This window comes from Mycolicibacterium tusciae (genome assembly GCF_002086795.1).
GTDB classification, from domain to species: Bacteria; Actinomycetota; Actinomycetes; order Mycobacteriales; family Mycobacteriaceae; genus Mycobacterium; species Mycobacterium tusciae.
This window is the reverse complement of sequence record NZ_MVIM01000002.1, coordinates 230,440-245,223: the sequence shown is the minus strand read 5'-3', so window position 1 is coordinate 245,223 and position 14,784 is coordinate 230,440. Positions and strand designations below refer to the sequence as shown.

21 protein-coding genes and 1 pseudogene are annotated in these 14,784 nt (G+C 66.5%); 7 read left to right on the top strand and 15 right to left on the bottom strand.

Translation table 11 applies throughout. The annotated features are described in order from the left end of the window. The first annotated feature begins 24 nt into the window (after positions 1 to 24). A complete protein-coding gene (locus BST47_RS04300; RefSeq protein WP_083123976.1) occupies positions 25 to 390 on the top strand; it encodes an Rv1152 family transcriptional regulator in 366 nt (121 codons plus the stop codon). On the opposite strand, the gene BST47_RS04295 is transcribed toward BST47_RS04300, so the two are convergent. The 3 genes from BST47_RS04295 to BST47_RS04285 all read right to left on the bottom strand — a co-directional run bounded on the left by BST47_RS04295 (position 387) and on the right by BST47_RS04285 (position 2,593). Continuing rightward, complete coding sequence (locus tag BST47_RS04295) at positions 387 to 1,163, bottom strand: class I SAM-dependent methyltransferase (protein ID WP_420094020.1); 777 nt, start codon at positions 1,161 to 1,163, stop codon at positions 387 to 389. The two genes, BST47_RS04300 and BST47_RS04295, sit on opposite strands and share 4 nt — an antisense overlap. Positions 1,164 to 1,243: 80 nt before the next feature. After that, on the bottom strand, positions 1,244 to 1,765 hold the full coding sequence (locus tag BST47_RS04290; protein ID WP_083123974.1) for a DUF1697 domain-containing protein: 522 nt from the start codon (positions 1,763 to 1,765) through the stop codon (positions 1,244 to 1,246). Positions 1,766 to 1,774: 9 nt separating this feature from the next. Beyond that, positions 1,775 to 2,593, bottom strand: a complete 819-nt coding sequence (locus BST47_RS04285; protein WP_234809567.1) for a class I SAM-dependent methyltransferase — start codon at positions 2,591 to 2,593, stop codon at positions 1,775 to 1,777. A gap of 60 nt (positions 2,594 to 2,653) precedes the next feature. Here BST47_RS04285 and BST47_RS04280 point away from each other — a divergent pair, with 60 nt between their 5' ends. Both BST47_RS04280 and BST47_RS30605 read left to right on the top strand, forming a co-directional pair. Continuing rightward, on the top strand, positions 2,654 to 3,097 hold the full coding sequence (locus tag BST47_RS04280; protein ID WP_083123972.1) for a PPOX class F420-dependent oxidoreductase: 444 nt from the start codon (positions 2,654 to 2,656) through the stop codon (positions 3,095 to 3,097). Between the two features lie 40 nt (positions 3,098 to 3,137). Beyond that, complete coding sequence (locus BST47_RS30605; RefSeq protein ID WP_163689660.1) at positions 3,138 to 3,305, top strand: DUF5302 domain-containing protein; 168 nt, start codon at positions 3,138 to 3,140, stop codon at positions 3,303 to 3,305. Here the strand turns inward: BST47_RS30605 and BST47_RS04275 are convergent. The 7 genes from BST47_RS04275 to BST47_RS04245 form a co-directional block, all read right to left on the bottom strand. Beyond that, a complete protein-coding gene (locus BST47_RS04275; protein ID WP_272937627.1) occupies positions 3,302 to 4,498 on the bottom strand; it encodes an MFS transporter in 1,197 nt (398 codons plus the stop codon). The genes BST47_RS30605 and BST47_RS04275 overlap by 4 nt on opposite strands. A gap of 104 nt (positions 4,499 to 4,602) precedes the next feature. Next, positions 4,603 to 6,249 carry a monocarboxylic acid transporter gene (locus BST47_RS04270; RefSeq protein WP_107528849.1) on the bottom strand — a complete coding sequence of 549 codons (1,647 nt, stop codon included), beginning with the start codon at positions 6,247 to 6,249 and terminating at the stop codon, positions 4,603 to 4,605. Beyond that, entirely contained in the window at positions 6,246 to 6,581 is a 336-nt protein-coding gene (locus BST47_RS04265) for a DUF485 domain-containing protein (RefSeq protein WP_083123971.1), read from the bottom strand. The genes BST47_RS04270 and BST47_RS04265 overlap by 4 nt, the downstream gene beginning before the upstream one ends. 147 nt (positions 6,582 to 6,728) lie before the next feature. Beyond that, the gene (locus tag BST47_RS04260) at positions 6,729 to 8,468 is read right to left on the bottom strand and encodes a sodium/solute symporter (protein WP_083123970.1); all 1,740 of its coding nucleotides are present in this window, start codon (positions 8,466 to 8,468) and stop codon (positions 6,729 to 6,731) included. Continuing rightward, positions 8,465 to 8,839 carry a hypothetical protein gene (locus BST47_RS04255; RefSeq protein WP_083123969.1) on the bottom strand — a complete coding sequence of 125 codons (375 nt, stop codon included), beginning with the start codon at positions 8,837 to 8,839 and terminating at the stop codon, positions 8,465 to 8,467. The genes BST47_RS04260 and BST47_RS04255 overlap by 4 nt, the downstream gene beginning before the upstream one ends. Further along, on the bottom strand, positions 8,832 to 9,596 hold the full coding sequence (locus tag BST47_RS04250) for a LytR/AlgR family response regulator transcription factor (protein WP_083123968.1): 765 nt from the start codon (positions 9,594 to 9,596) through the stop codon (positions 8,832 to 8,834). Before BST47_RS04250 ends, BST47_RS04255 begins: the two co-directional genes overlap by 8 nt. Then, positions 9,593 to 10,795: a sensor histidine kinase gene (locus BST47_RS04245; RefSeq protein ID WP_083123967.1), complete on the bottom strand. Its 1,203-nt coding sequence runs from the start codon at positions 10,793 to 10,795 to the stop codon at positions 9,593 to 9,595. The genes BST47_RS04250 and BST47_RS04245 overlap by 4 nt, the downstream gene beginning before the upstream one ends. 38 nt (positions 10,796 to 10,833) lie before the next feature. Here BST47_RS04245 and BST47_RS30990 point away from each other — a divergent pair. The 3 genes and pseudogenes from BST47_RS30990 to BST47_RS04235 form a co-directional block, all read left to right on the top strand. Continuing rightward, positions 10,834 to 10,929 (top strand): annotated as a pseudogene (locus tag BST47_RS30990) (HhH-GPD-type base excision DNA repair protein); the annotation flags it as partial. Between the two features lie 20 nt (positions 10,930 to 10,949). After that, positions 10,950 to 12,575 (top strand): recombinase family protein, encoded by a 1,626-nt coding sequence (locus BST47_RS04240; RefSeq protein ID WP_083123966.1) that lies wholly within the window; start codon positions 10,950 to 10,952, stop codon positions 12,573 to 12,575. Positions 12,576 to 12,636: 61 nt separating this feature from the next. Next, the gene (locus BST47_RS04235) at positions 12,637 to 12,870 is read left to right on the top strand and encodes a hypothetical protein (protein WP_133056202.1); all 234 of its coding nucleotides are present in this window, start codon (positions 12,637 to 12,639) and stop codon (positions 12,868 to 12,870) included. A 1-nt stretch (position 12,871) separates the two neighbouring features. Here BST47_RS04235 and BST47_RS04230 read toward each other — a convergent pair whose 3' ends face one another. Genes BST47_RS04230 through BST47_RS04220 form a run of 3 tightly spaced genes read right to left on the bottom strand, consistent with a single transcriptional unit; the run spans position 12,872 to position 13,961 of the window. Beyond that, complete coding sequence (locus tag BST47_RS04230) at positions 12,872 to 13,267, bottom strand: phage tail termination protein (protein WP_083123964.1); 396 nt, start codon at positions 13,265 to 13,267, stop codon at positions 12,872 to 12,874. Beyond that, positions 13,264 to 13,584 carry a hypothetical protein gene (locus BST47_RS04225; protein ID WP_083123963.1) on the bottom strand — a complete coding sequence of 107 codons (321 nt, stop codon included), beginning with the start codon at positions 13,582 to 13,584 and terminating at the stop codon, positions 13,264 to 13,266. The genes BST47_RS04230 and BST47_RS04225 overlap by 4 nt, the downstream gene beginning before the upstream one ends. Beyond that, positions 13,581 to 13,961, bottom strand: coding sequence for a Gp19/Gp15/Gp42 family protein (locus BST47_RS04220; protein WP_083123962.1), 381 nt, complete (start codon positions 13,959 to 13,961; stop codon positions 13,581 to 13,583). The genes BST47_RS04225 and BST47_RS04220 overlap by 4 nt, the downstream gene beginning before the upstream one ends. On the opposite strand from BST47_RS04220, the gene BST47_RS30600 reads away from it, so the two are divergent. Next, the gene (locus BST47_RS30600) at positions 13,962 to 14,111 is read left to right on the top strand and encodes a hypothetical protein (protein ID WP_165799737.1); all 150 of its coding nucleotides are present in this window, start codon (positions 13,962 to 13,964) and stop codon (positions 14,109 to 14,111) included. Here BST47_RS30600 and BST47_RS31570 read toward each other — a convergent pair. Both BST47_RS31570 and BST47_RS30595 read right to left on the bottom strand, forming a co-directional pair. Continuing rightward, a complete protein-coding gene (locus BST47_RS31570) occupies positions 14,100 to 14,507 on the bottom strand; it encodes an HNH endonuclease (RefSeq protein WP_207568522.1) in 408 nt (135 codons plus the stop codon). The genes BST47_RS30600 and BST47_RS31570 overlap by 12 nt on opposite strands. Then, entirely contained in the window at positions 14,491 to 14,679 is a 189-nt protein-coding gene (locus BST47_RS30595) for a hypothetical protein (protein ID WP_165799736.1), read from the bottom strand. Before BST47_RS30595 ends, BST47_RS31570 begins: the two co-directional genes overlap by 17 nt. Positions 14,680 to 14,784: the final 105 nt, after the last annotated feature.

The following is a 14,784-nucleotide window of genomic DNA, read 5'->3' as shown; positions in this document are numbered from 1 at the left end:
AGCGGCTTAGGCGATACTGAGCACGTGACCAAGTTGGGGGATTGGGTTTGCATCGACCATCGCGCTCCGAGCCCCCTGTTTGACCAGCTCAGAACGCAGATCATCGAAGGCGTGCGCGACGGCAGGTTGCCGCCGGGCACCCGATTGCCGACGGTGCGCGAACTGGCCGGTCAACTCGGCCTGGCCGTCAACACGGTGGCCCGCGCCTATCGCGAGCTGGAGTCGGCCGGCGTTCTCGAAACCCGGGGCCGCTTCGGCACATTCGTCGCGCGCGTCGACCCCGCCGACACCGCGATGGCCACCGCCGCCCACACCTACGTGACGGCGGCCAAGGCGCTGGGAATCGACAAGGCGGATGCGCTGCGCTACATCGAAATCGCGTTCGGCTAGCCGAATTCCAGCAGGGTGTTCACCGGGCGGACAGAGTCGAACAGGCGCACCCGCTGAACCGTCGACACGATGGCGTTGAAGGCTCTACCGCGGCCCTGCGGCATCGGCAAATCGTGGACCGCGCGAATGCCGGGCACCTCGTTGACCAGGTTTGCCAGCTGCGACGGCGTCATGCTGAACGGCATCGGCGGCACCCGATAGCGCAGCGTGGGTCGCAGCATGCCGCGGGTGATGCCCTTGGCGAACCACGCGGGTGCCAGGTCGAACATCATTCGGCCGCCGCCGAAGCGCTGCGCACACGCGGCGATCAAGCCGAGGGCTTCGTCGGGCTGCAGGTACATCAGCAGGCCCTCGGCGGTGATGAACACGCCGTCGTCGACGGGGACCTCGTCCATCCAGCTGAAGTCAAGGGCCGACTGCGCGCACATCGTGATGCGCTCCGACGGCGGGAGCAGCTTGCGGCGCAACTCGATCATTGGAGGAAGATCGACAGTGAGCCAACGGAATTCGTCCCCCACCCCGGCCGTGTTGAGACGAAAGAAGCTGGTTTGCAGGCCCTCGGCCAGCGCCACCACGGTGGCCCTGGGGTGATCGGCGAGGTAGCGACGCGTCTCGGTGTCGAAGGCCAGCGCCCGCACCGCCATGTCCTGCCGGCGGCTCAGCCCGAACTTGGCCCACTCGAAATCGATGGAATCCACCAGCCGGATCGCCATCGGGTCGTCGATGATCGAATCCGGTCTGCGCGCCTCGTTCGCGCGGACCTGCAATGTCATCAGCGCCGTCTCGGACACACCGGACAGAACGGCGCCGTCGGCCTTCGCGGTCGTTTCGGAAGTCACACGCCCGAATGTACCTATCGCAGCACTTTCTCGACTGTGCGCAGGTTGCGAGTGGTGGTCGACGACTTGTAGCGCTTCTTGCCCATCGTCTTGCCGATTGTGGTGTCCAGCGTGCCCTTGCTGGGAACCTGCCAGTAGATGACCCCCTCGCCGCGCGCGATCTTCTCGTCGGGACCCGCGTCGTCGCCGAGGGCCGCGAGTTCGTCGAGGACGTGGGAGTCGGTGACGAACGTGACGTAGGAGTGGTAGCCGTCGACCTCACGCTCGAACGGGAACTTCTCGGAGATCTGTTGCACGGTTTTCAGGTCGTAGGCCAGCACCCACGCGTCGTAGCCGAACGCGTCGCGCAGCGCCTTCTCGGCCTTCTTTCTGACCGCGGCCACCCCGGAACGGCTGTCCAGCAACACGTTTCCACTCGCAAGGATGGTCTTCACATTGGTGAATCCGGCGTCCTCGAATGCCTTGGCCACCTCGGCCATCTTGAGGTTCACGCCGCCGACGTTCACCCCGCGGAGAAATCCGGCATATCTGGTCATAGGCCGAGATTAGAACTGCAGCAGCGTGTAGCTCGGGCGATTGCGCCGGTAAAAGCCGAAGCGATCCAGGAATGGCCAGGCCGCCAGCTTCCACAGGAGGCCCCGCCCCGTGGGCTGTGCTCTGTCATGCGCGGCGCGCACACCCGGAATGCGGCCGGCCAGAGCGAGCGCCTCGTCTGGGGACAGGGAGAACGGCATCGGCGGGGTGGTGTAGCGGTCGGACAGCTTGAGCCCTTTGAGTGTGCGCCGGGAAAGCCAGTCCGGGATCGAGTCGAACATCATCTGACCGCCGGGGAACCGGGCCGCGCAGGCGCGGATCAGGCCGAGCGCGTCGTCCGGCTCGAGATACATCAGCAGCCCCTCGGCGGTGATGAACACCCCGTGCGAGTCGTCGACGCGGTCCATCCAGCTCAGGTCCAGCGCCGACTGGGCCAGCCCCACGATCCGCTCGTCGGTGGGCAGCAGCTTCTCCCGAAGCGCCATGACGGGCGGAAGATCCACTGAGTACCAGGTCAATTGGTCGGCAACGCCTGCGCGTTGCAGCCGCCAGAAGCTGGTCTGCAGACCTTCGGCGAGCGCCACCACCGACGCTTTCGGATGTGTGCGCAGATAGTCGCTCGCGGCGGCGTCGAAGGCGACCGCGCGTAACCCATGCGACTGGTTGGGTTTGCCGAACTTGCGGAAGTCATAGGAGATCGCGTCGAACAGCGTGACCGCCCACGGGTCGCGGATCACCCCGTCGGAGCGCTTGGCCTCGGTGCCGCGGTTGTGCAGGGTCCACAGTGTGGTGGCCGAGACGCCGTCGAGAACTTCTCCACTGACCGTCATGATCTGCTTCATGCTAGATATGTCGCAATCCACGCAGGGATTCCGACGTAGGCTCGCACAATGGGACGTCACGTTCTCGACGACAAGCTGTTGGCGTTGATCGGTGGGAACTCGCTGGGTGTCCTGGCCACGATCAAACGCGACGGCCGTCCGCAGTTGTCGAACGTGTCCTACCACTTCGACCCGCGCAGTCTGACGATCCAGGTGTCGATCACCGAACCGCGCGCCAAAACCCGCAACCTGCGGCGCGACCCGCGGGCCTCGATCCATGTCAGCTCCGACGACGGGTGGTCCTATGCCGTCGCCGAGGGCGACGCGACCCTCACCCCGCCCGCCGCCTCACCGCAGGACGACACCGTCGAGGCGCTGATTGCGTTGTACCGCAATATCGCCGGTGAGCATCCCGACTGGGACGACTACCGGAGGGCGATGGTCGACGACAGGCGAGTCGTCATGACGCTGCCGATCTCGCACATCTACGGCATGCCGCCCGGCAAGCGATAAAGCACGCGACTGCGCGGCAGCCGGGCAGTAGGCTGCGGTCATGCCTGATGCGCCGGAAGACGAGACGAAACGCAAATTCCGGGAAGCGCTGGAGCGGAAAAAGGCCAAGTCAGCCGGTGGTTCCGACCACAAAGACAAGGGCGCGAAGCAACCGCGGGCCCATGGTCCCCTCGAGAGTCGCCGCGAGTTCCGGCGTAAGAGCGGCTAGCTCACGACTTCGACGCTGGCCCGTCGGGACTCGCGGGCTTCCCGGGCCAGGATCGCGGCCAGGCAGACGCCGGCCAGGATGGCGACGGCGACGGCGAAGCTCACCCCGGCGGTGCGCAGTCCCCAGGCCTGAGCGGCCAGGCCTTCGCCGACCACCGGCAATGAGATGGCCACGTACGCGACGACGAAATAGGTGGAGCTCACCTCGGCCCGGCGCGCCGCCGGTGTGCGTTCGACGACGGCCGCCAGCCCACGGCTGAACGTCAAACCGTGTCCGACGCCTGCCACGAGGCCGGCCGCGACCAGTCCTGCCAGCGAGGACATATAGAGCGCGACAACGACAATCGCCATCGCTGCGACCAGCACTGCGCAACCGATCGCGACCGCGCGCTGCGGCGCGATGCCCCTGGCGCCGATTTGCGCGACCGCCGACGCGGCGAAGATCGACGCCGCGACGAGGCCGGCCAGCGCGTCGTTGTCGATGCCGACGACGTCGGCCACGAAGGACGGTGCGACGGCCATGAAGAGGCCGGTGACCGAGAATCCCGCGAAAGCGGCAAGTCCGGCGATGACGAACACCGAGCGCACCTCCGTTGGAACGGAGAGCCGCTGGAAACCGATGCTTCCCACCCGCTGAGAAGTCTCGGGGACGACCAGCACCGCGATGCCCCCGAGCATTGCGAGCGCCATGTGCAGGATGAAGCTCAGCTGCAACGGGTGCGGTGCGTATTGCACCAGCACGCCGGCGACCACTGGTCCGGCGCCGAGACCGCCGACATTGGCGATCGTCGCGACGGCGGCGGCCCTGGTGTGCCAGTTCGGCGGGGCGGCTTCGATGACGGCGGCGGTCGCCGTCCCCGTGAAGACACCTGCCGACAAACCGGACAGCACCCGGCCGATCAAGAGCATCGACACGTTGTCCGCGCAGAGGAACACCGCCGCGCTGGCAAGTGCGAAGACCACTCCCGCCAGCAGCACGGGCCGTCTGCCGATGACATCGGACCAGCGGCCGAACACCGGGAGCGCGAAAAGCACACCGCCCGCGTAGGTCGCGTACACCACCGTGGTCGTCAGCACCGAGAAGTTCATCTGCTCGGCGTAGAGCGAGTACATCGGCGTCGGCAGCGTCGTGCCGACCATGATCGCGGCGAACGCGTACGCCAGCAGCGGGAAGGCGAAGCGTTGCGGGCTCACGCGTGAAGTCAACCCCCATCGCGGGTGAAGTAATCCCGCGCGTCAGCGATTTCGGTGCGCCTACGACCGCTCAGCGAGCGTAGGCGCACCGAAATCGCGGCCGATCAGTGGGCGACGGCCTTCTCGGCGCCGACGCCGGTCAGGCAGCGCACCTCGAACTCCGCGTTGATCTCCGGGTCGCCGCGATCCGGCGAACTCAAGGTGCCGACAATGCCGAGGATGAACGCCAGCGGAATCGACACGATGCCGGGGTTGGCCAACGGGAAGTAGGCGAAGTCGACGTTCGGCAGCATCGCGGTCTTCGCACCGGACACCGCGGGCGAGAAGATGATCAGCACGATCGTCGAGATGAGACCGCCGTACATGCTCCACAGCGCGCCGCGGGTGTTGAACCGCGGCCAGTACAGCGAGTAGATGATCGTCGGCAGGTTGGCCGCCGCGGCCACCGCGAACGCCAGCGCCACCAGGAACGCGATGTTCTGCTCCGCGGCCAGGATGCCGAGGCCGATCGACAGAATGCCGATCACCACCACAGTGATGCGCGAGACCCGAACCTGCTCGCTCTCGCTCACCTCATGGCTCTTCATCACGCTGGCGTAGATGTCGTGTGCGAATGACGTTGCGGCCGTGATGGTCAGGCCCGCGACCACCGCGAGGATCGTCGCGAAGGCGACGGCCGAGATGATGCCGAGCAGGACCACGCCACCGAGTTCGAACGCCAGCAACGGCGCTGCGGAATTCTGCCCGCCGGGTGCCTCGCGAATCGCATCGGGTCCGACGAGAGCCGCGGCGCCGTAGCCGAGCGCGAGGGTGAACAGGTAGAACGCGCCGATCAGCACGATCGCCCACACCACCGAGCGACGCGCCTCCTTGGCGGTGGGGACGGTGTAGAAGCGCATCAGCACGTGGGGGAGGCCCGCGGTGCCGAGCACGAGCGCCAGCGCCAGCGAGATGAAGTTGATCTGCGAGGTCAGCGAGGCACCGTATTGGGCGCCGGGCGCCAGGACGTCACGGCTTGCGACGGCGGCGTCAGACGAGCCCGAGACCGCGGTCTGCGCCGCGCCGAGCATCTCAGAGAAGTTCAGGCCGAACTTGGCCAGCACCCAGACCGTCATCATCGCGGCGCCGCCGATCAGCAGGACCGCCTTGATGATCTGCACCCAGGTCGTGCCCTTCATGCCACCGATCAGCACGTAGGCGATCATCAGCAGACCCACGACGGCAATGACCAGCGCCTGACCGATGTCGCTGGTGATGTTGAGCAGCAGGGCGACCAGACCGCCCGCACCCGCCATCTGCGCAAGCAGGTAGAACAGGCACACGGCCAACGTGGTCGTTGCGGCTGCCATTCGGACCGGGCGCTGCTTGAGCCGGAAGCTCAGCACGTCGGCCATCGTGAATTTGCCTGCGTTGCGCAGCAACTCGGCGACCAACAGCAGCGCCACCAGCCATGCCACCAGGAAGCCGATGGAGTAGAGGAAGCCGTCGTAGCCGTAGACGGCGATGGCTCCCGCGATTCCGAGAAAGCTGGCTGCGGACAGGTAGTCCCCGGAGATTGCGATGCCGTTTTGCGGCCCGGTGAAAGACCTTCCCGCGGTGAAGAATTCGGCGGCAGTGGCGTTCTTCTTGCTCGCGCGGATGACGATGAAGAGCGTGATCGCTACGAAGAGACCGAAGATGCCGATATTTGCAATCGGGCTGCCGACGGTCGTGCCCTCGGCGGCGAGGATGGTCAGGGTGTCGTGGTTCATGCCACACCGCCCTCGAGCTCGTCGCGGATCGCCTTGGCGCGCGGGTCGAGTTCCCGGTTGGCGAACCGCACATAGATTGCGGTGATGATGAAGGTCGACACGAATTGGCCGAGCCCGACGATGATGCCGACGTTGATATTGCCCCACACCTTGATAGCCATGAAGTCATTGGCGAAAGCGCCGAGGATGACGTATGCGGTGTACCAGAGCAGGAAAAGCGCGCTCATCGGGAACACGAAGCGGCGCAATCGGCTTCGCAGTTCCTGAAATTCCGGGCTGGCCTGAACGGCCAGATACTCCTCGCCGCTTACGGCGGTGTCTGTGGTCGGCATCGTGTGCTCCTGAACGTCGAATGTGAACCGGCTCAACTGGAGAAACTAGATGAGATGCAGGTCACATACCCAGTGCATACGGCGTTGACACGGTGAAACCCGTAGGTGGTGCGGTAAGCGGTCGATCGGCGACGACGAACGGCGATGTCAGCCGCGGGGCACGCGCTCCACGCCCATGCCCAGCCGTTCCGGCAGGTGCATGCGGGCGAAGATCTGCGCGACGTCAGCTGGCGCCGAGGCCCGGGTCAGGCGGCTGACCAGGATCATCGTGGCGAACGCCAGCGGAACGGTGACCGCGGCGGGGTATCCGATCATCACCGCGGGCCAGCCGCCGAGAACGTCGTCGTCGATCCCACCCGCCACCGCCACCGTGACCGCGGTGCCCGACAACACGCCGCCGACCACCAGACCGCACGCGGCACCCCACGCGGTCAGGCCCCGCCACCAGATGCCGAGCACCAGCAGCGGACACAGCGTCGACGCGGCGACGGCGAACGCCAAGCCGACGCTGCGGGACAACTCCAGCTCACCGGTGGTGGCCAGTGACAGCGGAATCGGGATCAGCCCGCCCACCACCGCGGCCACCCGGAAGTCCCGCACCCGGCCGCGCATCACGTCGGTGGCCAACGCGCCCGCGATGCTGACCAGCAGACCCGACGACGTCGCAAGGAACGCCGCGATGGCACCGGCGGCGACGAGTGCGGCAAGCAACTGCCCCGCCGCCCCGCCGATCGCGGTCGACGGCGCGAGAAGGACCGCGGCATCGGCGTTCCCGGTGATCAGGATCCGCGGAACGTAGAGGCGTGAGAACACGCCGAGCAGCGTCGGAAACAGATAGAACAGCGACAGCAGAGCGATGACCGCCAGCGCTGTACGCCGGGCCGCGCGACCGTCGGGGTTGGTGTAGAACCGCACGAGCACATGCGGTAAACCCATGGTGCCCAAAAACGTTGCGACGATGATCGACAGCACCTGATAGAGCGGATGGTCACCGCCGAGCCCGCCGCCGGAGGCGATCCACTCGGCGCCGCTGCTGGGTGTGCCTGCCACCACAGGCGTCGCCGCGCCCGCGGCAAGAATCAGCGTGGTGCCCGCGTCAAGGGTGTGGTCGCCGGGCGCCGGGATCGGCTGGGCGTCAACGGGTGTGCCGTCGAGCATGCCCGTCACCGTGATGTCTGCCGGATCGGGGACTCGAACCACCACATCGGTTTCGATCGCGACCGTGGTGTCCGCGGTGACCGTCGGGGGCATCGGGCCGCCGAGATCGCCGCGGTCGGCCACGAACAGGCCGAGCAGCGCGAGCGCGGGTATCGCGATCGCGGTCAGTTTCAACCAGTATTGGAACGCCTGGACAAACGTGATCGACCGCATACCGCCGGCCACCACGTTCGAGATGACGATGGCGCCGACCACCAATGGGCCCACCCAAACCGGTAGACCCAGAAGGGCTTTCAGCGCGAGGCCGGCACCTTGGTACTGCGGCACCAGGTAGTAGATGCACACCACCACGACGACGATCATGGCGACCTTGCGCAGCCTCGCCGAGCCCAGTCGGAACTCGGCGAAGTCGGGCACCGTATAGGCGCCGGTGCGACGTAGCGGCGCGGCGACGAACAGCAGCAGGCCGAGATATCCCGCGGTGAAGCCGACGGGATACCACAGCGCGTCGGCGCCGTATTTGGCGATCAGCCCGGCGACGCCGAGGAACGATGCGGCCGAAAGGTATTCGCCCGAGATCGCGGCAGCGTTCCATTGCGGGCCGACGGTGCGTGAGGCGACCAGGAAGTCGGATGTGGTGCGGGAGAACCGCACTCCGTAGATGCCGATGGCGACGGTCGCGATGACCGCCACGAGCAGGGCGGCCGCCGTCAACGGCGAGCCGGTCATGGTTCGCTGTCGACGACGCCGACGAAGTCGCGCTCGGCCTGTTCGGCCAGGCGCACGTAGAGCCGTCCGACGCCGTAGAAGAAGGGATACACCAGGACCGCGAGCACGAGCCAGTTGAGCCGAATTCCGGCGACGCTGATGGCCGCGAGATCCGGAAACGCCGCATTGAGCAATGGAATTGCGACGACGGCACACACGACGACGGCGGCCAGGCGCAGCGCCAGCCCGAGCTGGGCGCGAACCAGGCCACGCACCAACGCGTCGCCGACCTGCGTCTGTTCCTGCACCTCGACACGGGTGCGCACCATGCGGGCACCGCGCCGCTGCGACAGCACGACGCGTTCGCGTTGTGGCCGTTCCCCGCTAGTCATCGGGTTTCAGGTTCCGCATCGGGTCGCGGACGACGCGGTCGCGCAGTTCGCGGGCCTGTCGCCGGCTGACGGGCAGCTCGACCGGCGGCGAGGCACCGTTGGCGCGCAGGCGCACCAGCACGCCGCCGTCGTTGTTGCGCAGCCCGGTGACCAGCCGCAGCGCCACCAGATAGGACCGGTGCACCCGATGGAAACCCTTGTCGCGCCAACGACTTTCCAGGGTGCTCAGCGGAATGCGGACCAGGTGGGACCCCGATGCCGAGTGCAGCCGGGCGTAGTCGCCCTCGGCCTCCACCCAACCGATGGTGTCCCGTGGGACCAGGTGCGTGACGCCGCCCAGTTCGGCGGGAATCACGTCGTCGTCAGGCTGATCGGTGGGTTCGGTGACCCGCGCTGTCAGCACGCGTCGCACCGCCTCGTCGAGGCGGTCCTGGCGGATCGGCTTGAGCAGGTAGTCCAGCGCGCCGACATCGAATGCCGCGACGGCCTTGTCGTCGTGGGCCGTGACGAACACGATCGCCGGCCGGTGCGAGAAATTGGCGAGCACACCGGCGAGCTCGATGCCGGACAGTCCGGGCATGTTGATGTCGAGGAAGATCGCGTCGACGTTGCAGCGGTTGAGTTCACGCAGAGCCGACGTGGCGTCGCCGGCGCGCAGCACTCTGCCGATGTCGCCGTGCTGGTCGAGGAGATAGGCGAGCTCGTCGAGAGCGGGCGCCTCGTCGTCGACCGCGAGCACCGTAAGGAGTTTGTTCATACGCGCACGCCCGCGCGGAATTTGGGTACTCGCATCACGACCTTTGTGCCTGCGCCGACTGCTGTTTCGACCACCAGACCGTAGTCGTTACCGAAGGCCGCGCGCAGGCGGTGATCGACATTGGTCAGCCCCACGTGTGCCGAGTCCTTCTTCTCGTCGGCCAGGGCCCCGTCGTTGGTCAGGACGTCGCCGTGTCCGGTGCGCAACGTGTCGGGGTCCATCCCGACGCCGTTGTCCTCGATCGTGATGACACAGTCCGATCCTTCATCGCGGGCGATGATCTCGATCTCGCCACCACCCTGTCCGGCGAGGCCGTGCCGGACCGCGTTCTCGACCAGCGGCTGCAGCGCGAGAAACGGTACGACGACGTTGAGCACCTCCGGTGCGACCTGAAGCCTGACCTTGAGCGCATCGCCGAATCGCGCACGCTCCAGCGTGAGATAGCGGTCGATGTTGCGCAGCTCGTCGGCGAGCGTCGTGTACTGCCCCGCGGCCCGGAACGAATAGCGGGTGAAATCCGCGAACTCGAGGATGAGCTCGCGGGCGCGGTCGGGGTCGGTGCGCACGAACGACGCGATCGTGTTCAGCGCGTTGTAGATGAAGTGGGGGCTGATCTGCGCGCGCAGGGCGAGCACCTCGGCGCGGTCGAGCCGGGCGCGGGAGGCGTCGAGTTCGGCGAGCTCGATCTGGCTCGTCGCGTACCGGGCGACCTCACCGACGGCACCGAGCAGGCCGGGCGCGGGGGCGCGGGCGGTCACGACGACGAGGGCGCCGAGTGCGTCGCCACCCTCGGCGAGCATCGGCTGCGCGACGACCGTCGACGTCCGCGCGTGGGTGAGCATCCGTCGTCCACCGGCGATCGACTCGTGGGCCGCGCGCTCGCACGCGTCGAAGACATCGGGCGTCCACAGTGCGTCGTCGGCGGGATCCTGCGCGAGCAGTCGTCCCTCGGCGGAGTAGATCGCCACACCCTCGGTGCCGGTGAGCCCGCGCAGAAACGGGGCGGCGGTGTCGGCGGATTCGGTGTCCAGGCCCTGGCGCAGGGCCCGGGCGGCCAGTGACGCGGTGTGCAGGGCCGCATGGACGGCGCGCTCGGTGGGGGTCGCGACGACCCGGCGCGTGCGCACCGTGATGACCGCGGCGCCCACCGCGGCCACGAGCAGCACCGCCGCCAGGATTATTGCGAGCTCGCCGGTCATCTCACCTCATCGGATAGAGGTCAATTTAAACTGGCGAGGTGGCAAAACTGCAGCTGGTTCAAGATCCCGCGGCCGACGAACTGTTGGAATCCAATCCATTCGCGTTGCTGACCGGTATGACACTGGATCAGCAAGTGACGGTACCATTGCGACTATGACGAAGCAGCTAAGGGCACTCGTCGGTGCCCGTGTGTCGGTGGTTCAGGGACCGCAGAAGGTCTCGCACCTGGCTCAGATCGAGACCGCCACCAATTGGGCAATAGCCAAGGGCTACAAGATCGTTGACACGTTCGAGGATCTCGGCGTCTCAGCCGAGAAGCGACCGGATGAACGGCCAGACCTCGGGCCGTGGCTGACCGACGAGGGAGCGGCCAAGTGGGACGTGATCGTCTGGTCGAAGATGGACCGCGCTTTCAGGTCCACCCGTCACTGTGTGGACTTCGCCCGCTGGGCCGAGGAACGGCACAAGGTTGTGGCGTTCGCTGACGACGGGCTGACGCTCGACTATCGGCCCAAGAAACCGGGAGCTGTCAAGGGAATTGACGAGATGATGGCCGAGCTATTCGTCTACCTCGGTTCGTTTTTCGCTCAGCTCGAACTCAACCGGTTCAAGTCCAGGGCTCAGGACGCCCATCGTGCGATCAGGCAGATGGACCGGTGGGCGTCGGGAGTGCCTCCGCTCGGGTTCAAGGTGGTCGACCATCCGAGCGGTAAGGGCAAGGGTCTCGACACCGACGAGACCGGCAAGGCTCTGCTTCATTCGATGGCCCGCCGTCTGTTGGACGGTTGGTCGTTCATCCGCATCGCGGCGTGGCTCAACGAGCCGTATGCAGATCCTCGTTGTGGCCGAAAGCATGTCCAGGGTTGCGAGTGCCGAGACAGCGCGGCTCTGACGAACATGGACCGGACGCGGGTTGCGAGCGGTAAGCCTCCGAAGGCTCGACCGTGGTCGGTCAATTCGGTGATCGATGGCCTGACCTCTCCGAGGTCGCAGGGTCTCAAGATGACCGGGCGAGGTAGGCACGCCATGACTGTCCTCGACGCCGAGGGGGAGCCGATCCGGCTCGGCCCGCCGACGTTTGATGACGCGACGTGGAGGCAGATCCAGGACGCTGCCCAGCTCCGAAAGCTCGGGCAGCGGACGCCGAGCAAGACAGCGAATCCGGTTCTAGGCGTGGCCGTCTGCGGTTGCACCGGCTGTCCCGCGTGCGGAGTGACCGAGGGCATCTGCGGAGCCTCACTGGCTCAGCAGTTCACCAAGCGCACGCTCGCCTCTGGTGAGGACAAGGTCTACCGGTCGTACCGGTGCGGTCGTACTCCGCTCAACTGCAACGGGGTGACTTCCAGAGCCGAGGACGTGGATTTTCAACTGGCGCATGAGTTCACCTACCACCGAGGTGACGAACCGACCACCCGACGGGTGTTCGTGCCCGGTGAGGACCACAGCACCGAGCTGGAGCAGGTCAACGCGACCATCGACCGGCTCAGGATGGAGTCCGACGCCGGCCTTTTGACCACACCGGAGGACGAACGGCAGTGGCTGGAGCGGATGAAGGCTCAAGTAGCCAAGCGCGACCAGCTCGCCGCGATGCCGAGCCGAGCGGCGGGGTGGGAAAGTGAGGAGACCGGCCAGACGAAGCGTGAGGCGTGGCTGGCTGGCGATGAGGCGGAACGGCGGCAGCTTCTCCTAGATGCCGGGGTGCGGTACGTGCTCTGCCGCAAGACAGAGCGCAGCTACTTCGACAGGTCGGACTACGGCCTCCAGAGCCACATGGGCTGAACTGCCAGACACCCCCGCCGAGTGCGGGGGTGTTCTTGCTGCGGAGCCCTACGCTGAGGTGATGGGCGAGAAGCTGAACAAGTTCCTGGAGCTGGACATCCCCGAAGAGCTGTACCTGGCCCGGAACATCCAGACGATGATGGCCCGCGCCGCCGTTGCCGACGCTCCACCCGAGGAGGCCGCTATGGCGGTCCTCTCCATTGCGGTAGGCAACCTGATGGAGCTGGAGCAGCGCGTGGTGACGCTTGAGAAGCAGGCCGGGGTAACGCCGCCGAAACCACGCGACATGATGTGAGTCAGGCGGCTCGGAGCCCTAGCCCGACTTTCCCCGTGACCTTCCAGGTGTCACGCACCTCAGACGCGGTCTGTGTGCTCTCGTGAGCGTCCAGAATCGACTGGAGGTGTCCTACGTTGGGCACAACCGTTTGGTTGGCTACAGCGGCGTAGAGCGCCTCGATGGCGGCGTCGTACAGCTCCTCGGCCTCGATGAGGCCATCGGCTGAGTACACCTCCAGCTCGACCGCTGGGCGGGAGTGCTTGCGGGGGAGGTTCGGGTTGCGGGTGCCTCCCTGGCGGCGGACGTAGATCAGCGGGTAGGTCCGGTGATCGACATCGGGGAGGACCGATACCACCGAGACACCGGGCAGGGCAGCCCGGAGGATCGGCAGGACGACGGCCTGGGGCCGGATCACTTCCGCACCATCACGTAATCGACGTGAGCGGTTCGGCGGCTGCCGTTGTAGATCCGGGCGTCCCCCTCGATGGCGTACCGCTTGCCGTTCCACTCCACGGCGCTCTGTGCGCCGAGCAGATCGGGGTAGCCGACGAGCCGAAGGCGGTACTTCGACGTGGTGCCTTCTCCGTTCTCGGTGGACGAGAGCGGCTGCACGACAGCACGGGTGAGTACTCCGACCGTGCCGGGTTTTGTCACTGTGTTGCCGTCTGAGTCGGTGACGACGGCCTCCGCGAAGACGGTCACCTGATCGGTGCCACGGTGAAGGAGGCTCACAGCGCGGCCCCTCGGATGCCCGGAGAGATCTGAAACATCCGGCTCGGCTTGATCCCGAGCCGTTCCCACTCCTCGGCGGTCACGCGGAGGCTGTTGTCGGCAGCCTCTCGCGAGAGCTGGTAGCCGTAGGTGCCGTCCTGCTCGCTGTAGAGGCCCTCCGGGTTGCGGATGACCCGCAACACGGCCTCGGCCTCGATGTCGACCACGTCGGCCTCGTCCAGGTCTCCAGCCTCGATCTGTGCGGCTAGGTCCGGGATCCTGCGGAGGATCTTCCGCTCGACCTGAGCCAGCCGGCGCTCGACTAGCGCGGTTTCTTCGGTGGTCAGCGACTTGCCGTAAATCGCTTGTACGTCAGCGGCTTTCGCGTAGGTGGTCACATGACACCTCGGCGGTTGCGACGGGTGATCTTCGGGCGTCCCAGCGGCGGCGGGATGAACGTCATCGGCGCTGGCACTCCGAACGCCTTGCACAGCATGCTGCTGCCTCCGGTCAATCCGGGCCGTGGCCCGTTACGTCTAGGCATGTAGTTCTCCTGGGTGTCTCTCAGCGGGCCTCCTGGCCCGTGCTTTCAAGGCAGCCTTGCGGGCTGCCGATTCCTTGGCTGTCTTCTGCTTGTGGCAGGTGCTGCAAACGGATTGGAGGTTTGACAGCGCGTGATCGTTTCCTCGGCGGCGGTGGTCAACGTCGGTTGCCTTCTCGGTGCAACCGCGCCAACGGAGCTGGCACCTGTAGCCGTCCCGGCTCAGAGCCTTACGGCGTCTGGAGTCCCAATCAGCCGGGAGACCGGTTCGACGGTCGGAGGTTAGCCAGTTGTGGTCTGGCCGGGGCTCGGCGGTGCGGTTCTTGACGCACGACGAGCACTTGCCGATCCGGTGCCGGTGAGGCTCCAGCTCGGCCCCGCACGACTTACACCTCGGGGCCACGTCGCGTCAGTTTGGTTGGCGGTGCGGCTAGTGCTTTGCGGTGCTCCATACGGGCCAGCTCGTCGTCGTGGGTCCAGGTGTGCTCGGTGGGCTCTGGCGGTTCGTACGGCGGCTCGGGGTGCTCGTCGGCCTGTACGGCTCGGGGCTTTGTTGGGCCTCCCCAGCTCGCCATAGTGGCTACACACTCGCCTGACGGCTGCGCCAGTCGACGGCGGAACATTTCGACCACGTAGTCACCGACAGACGCTTTCGGAGCGGCTGTCCGTTTGACGCGCTT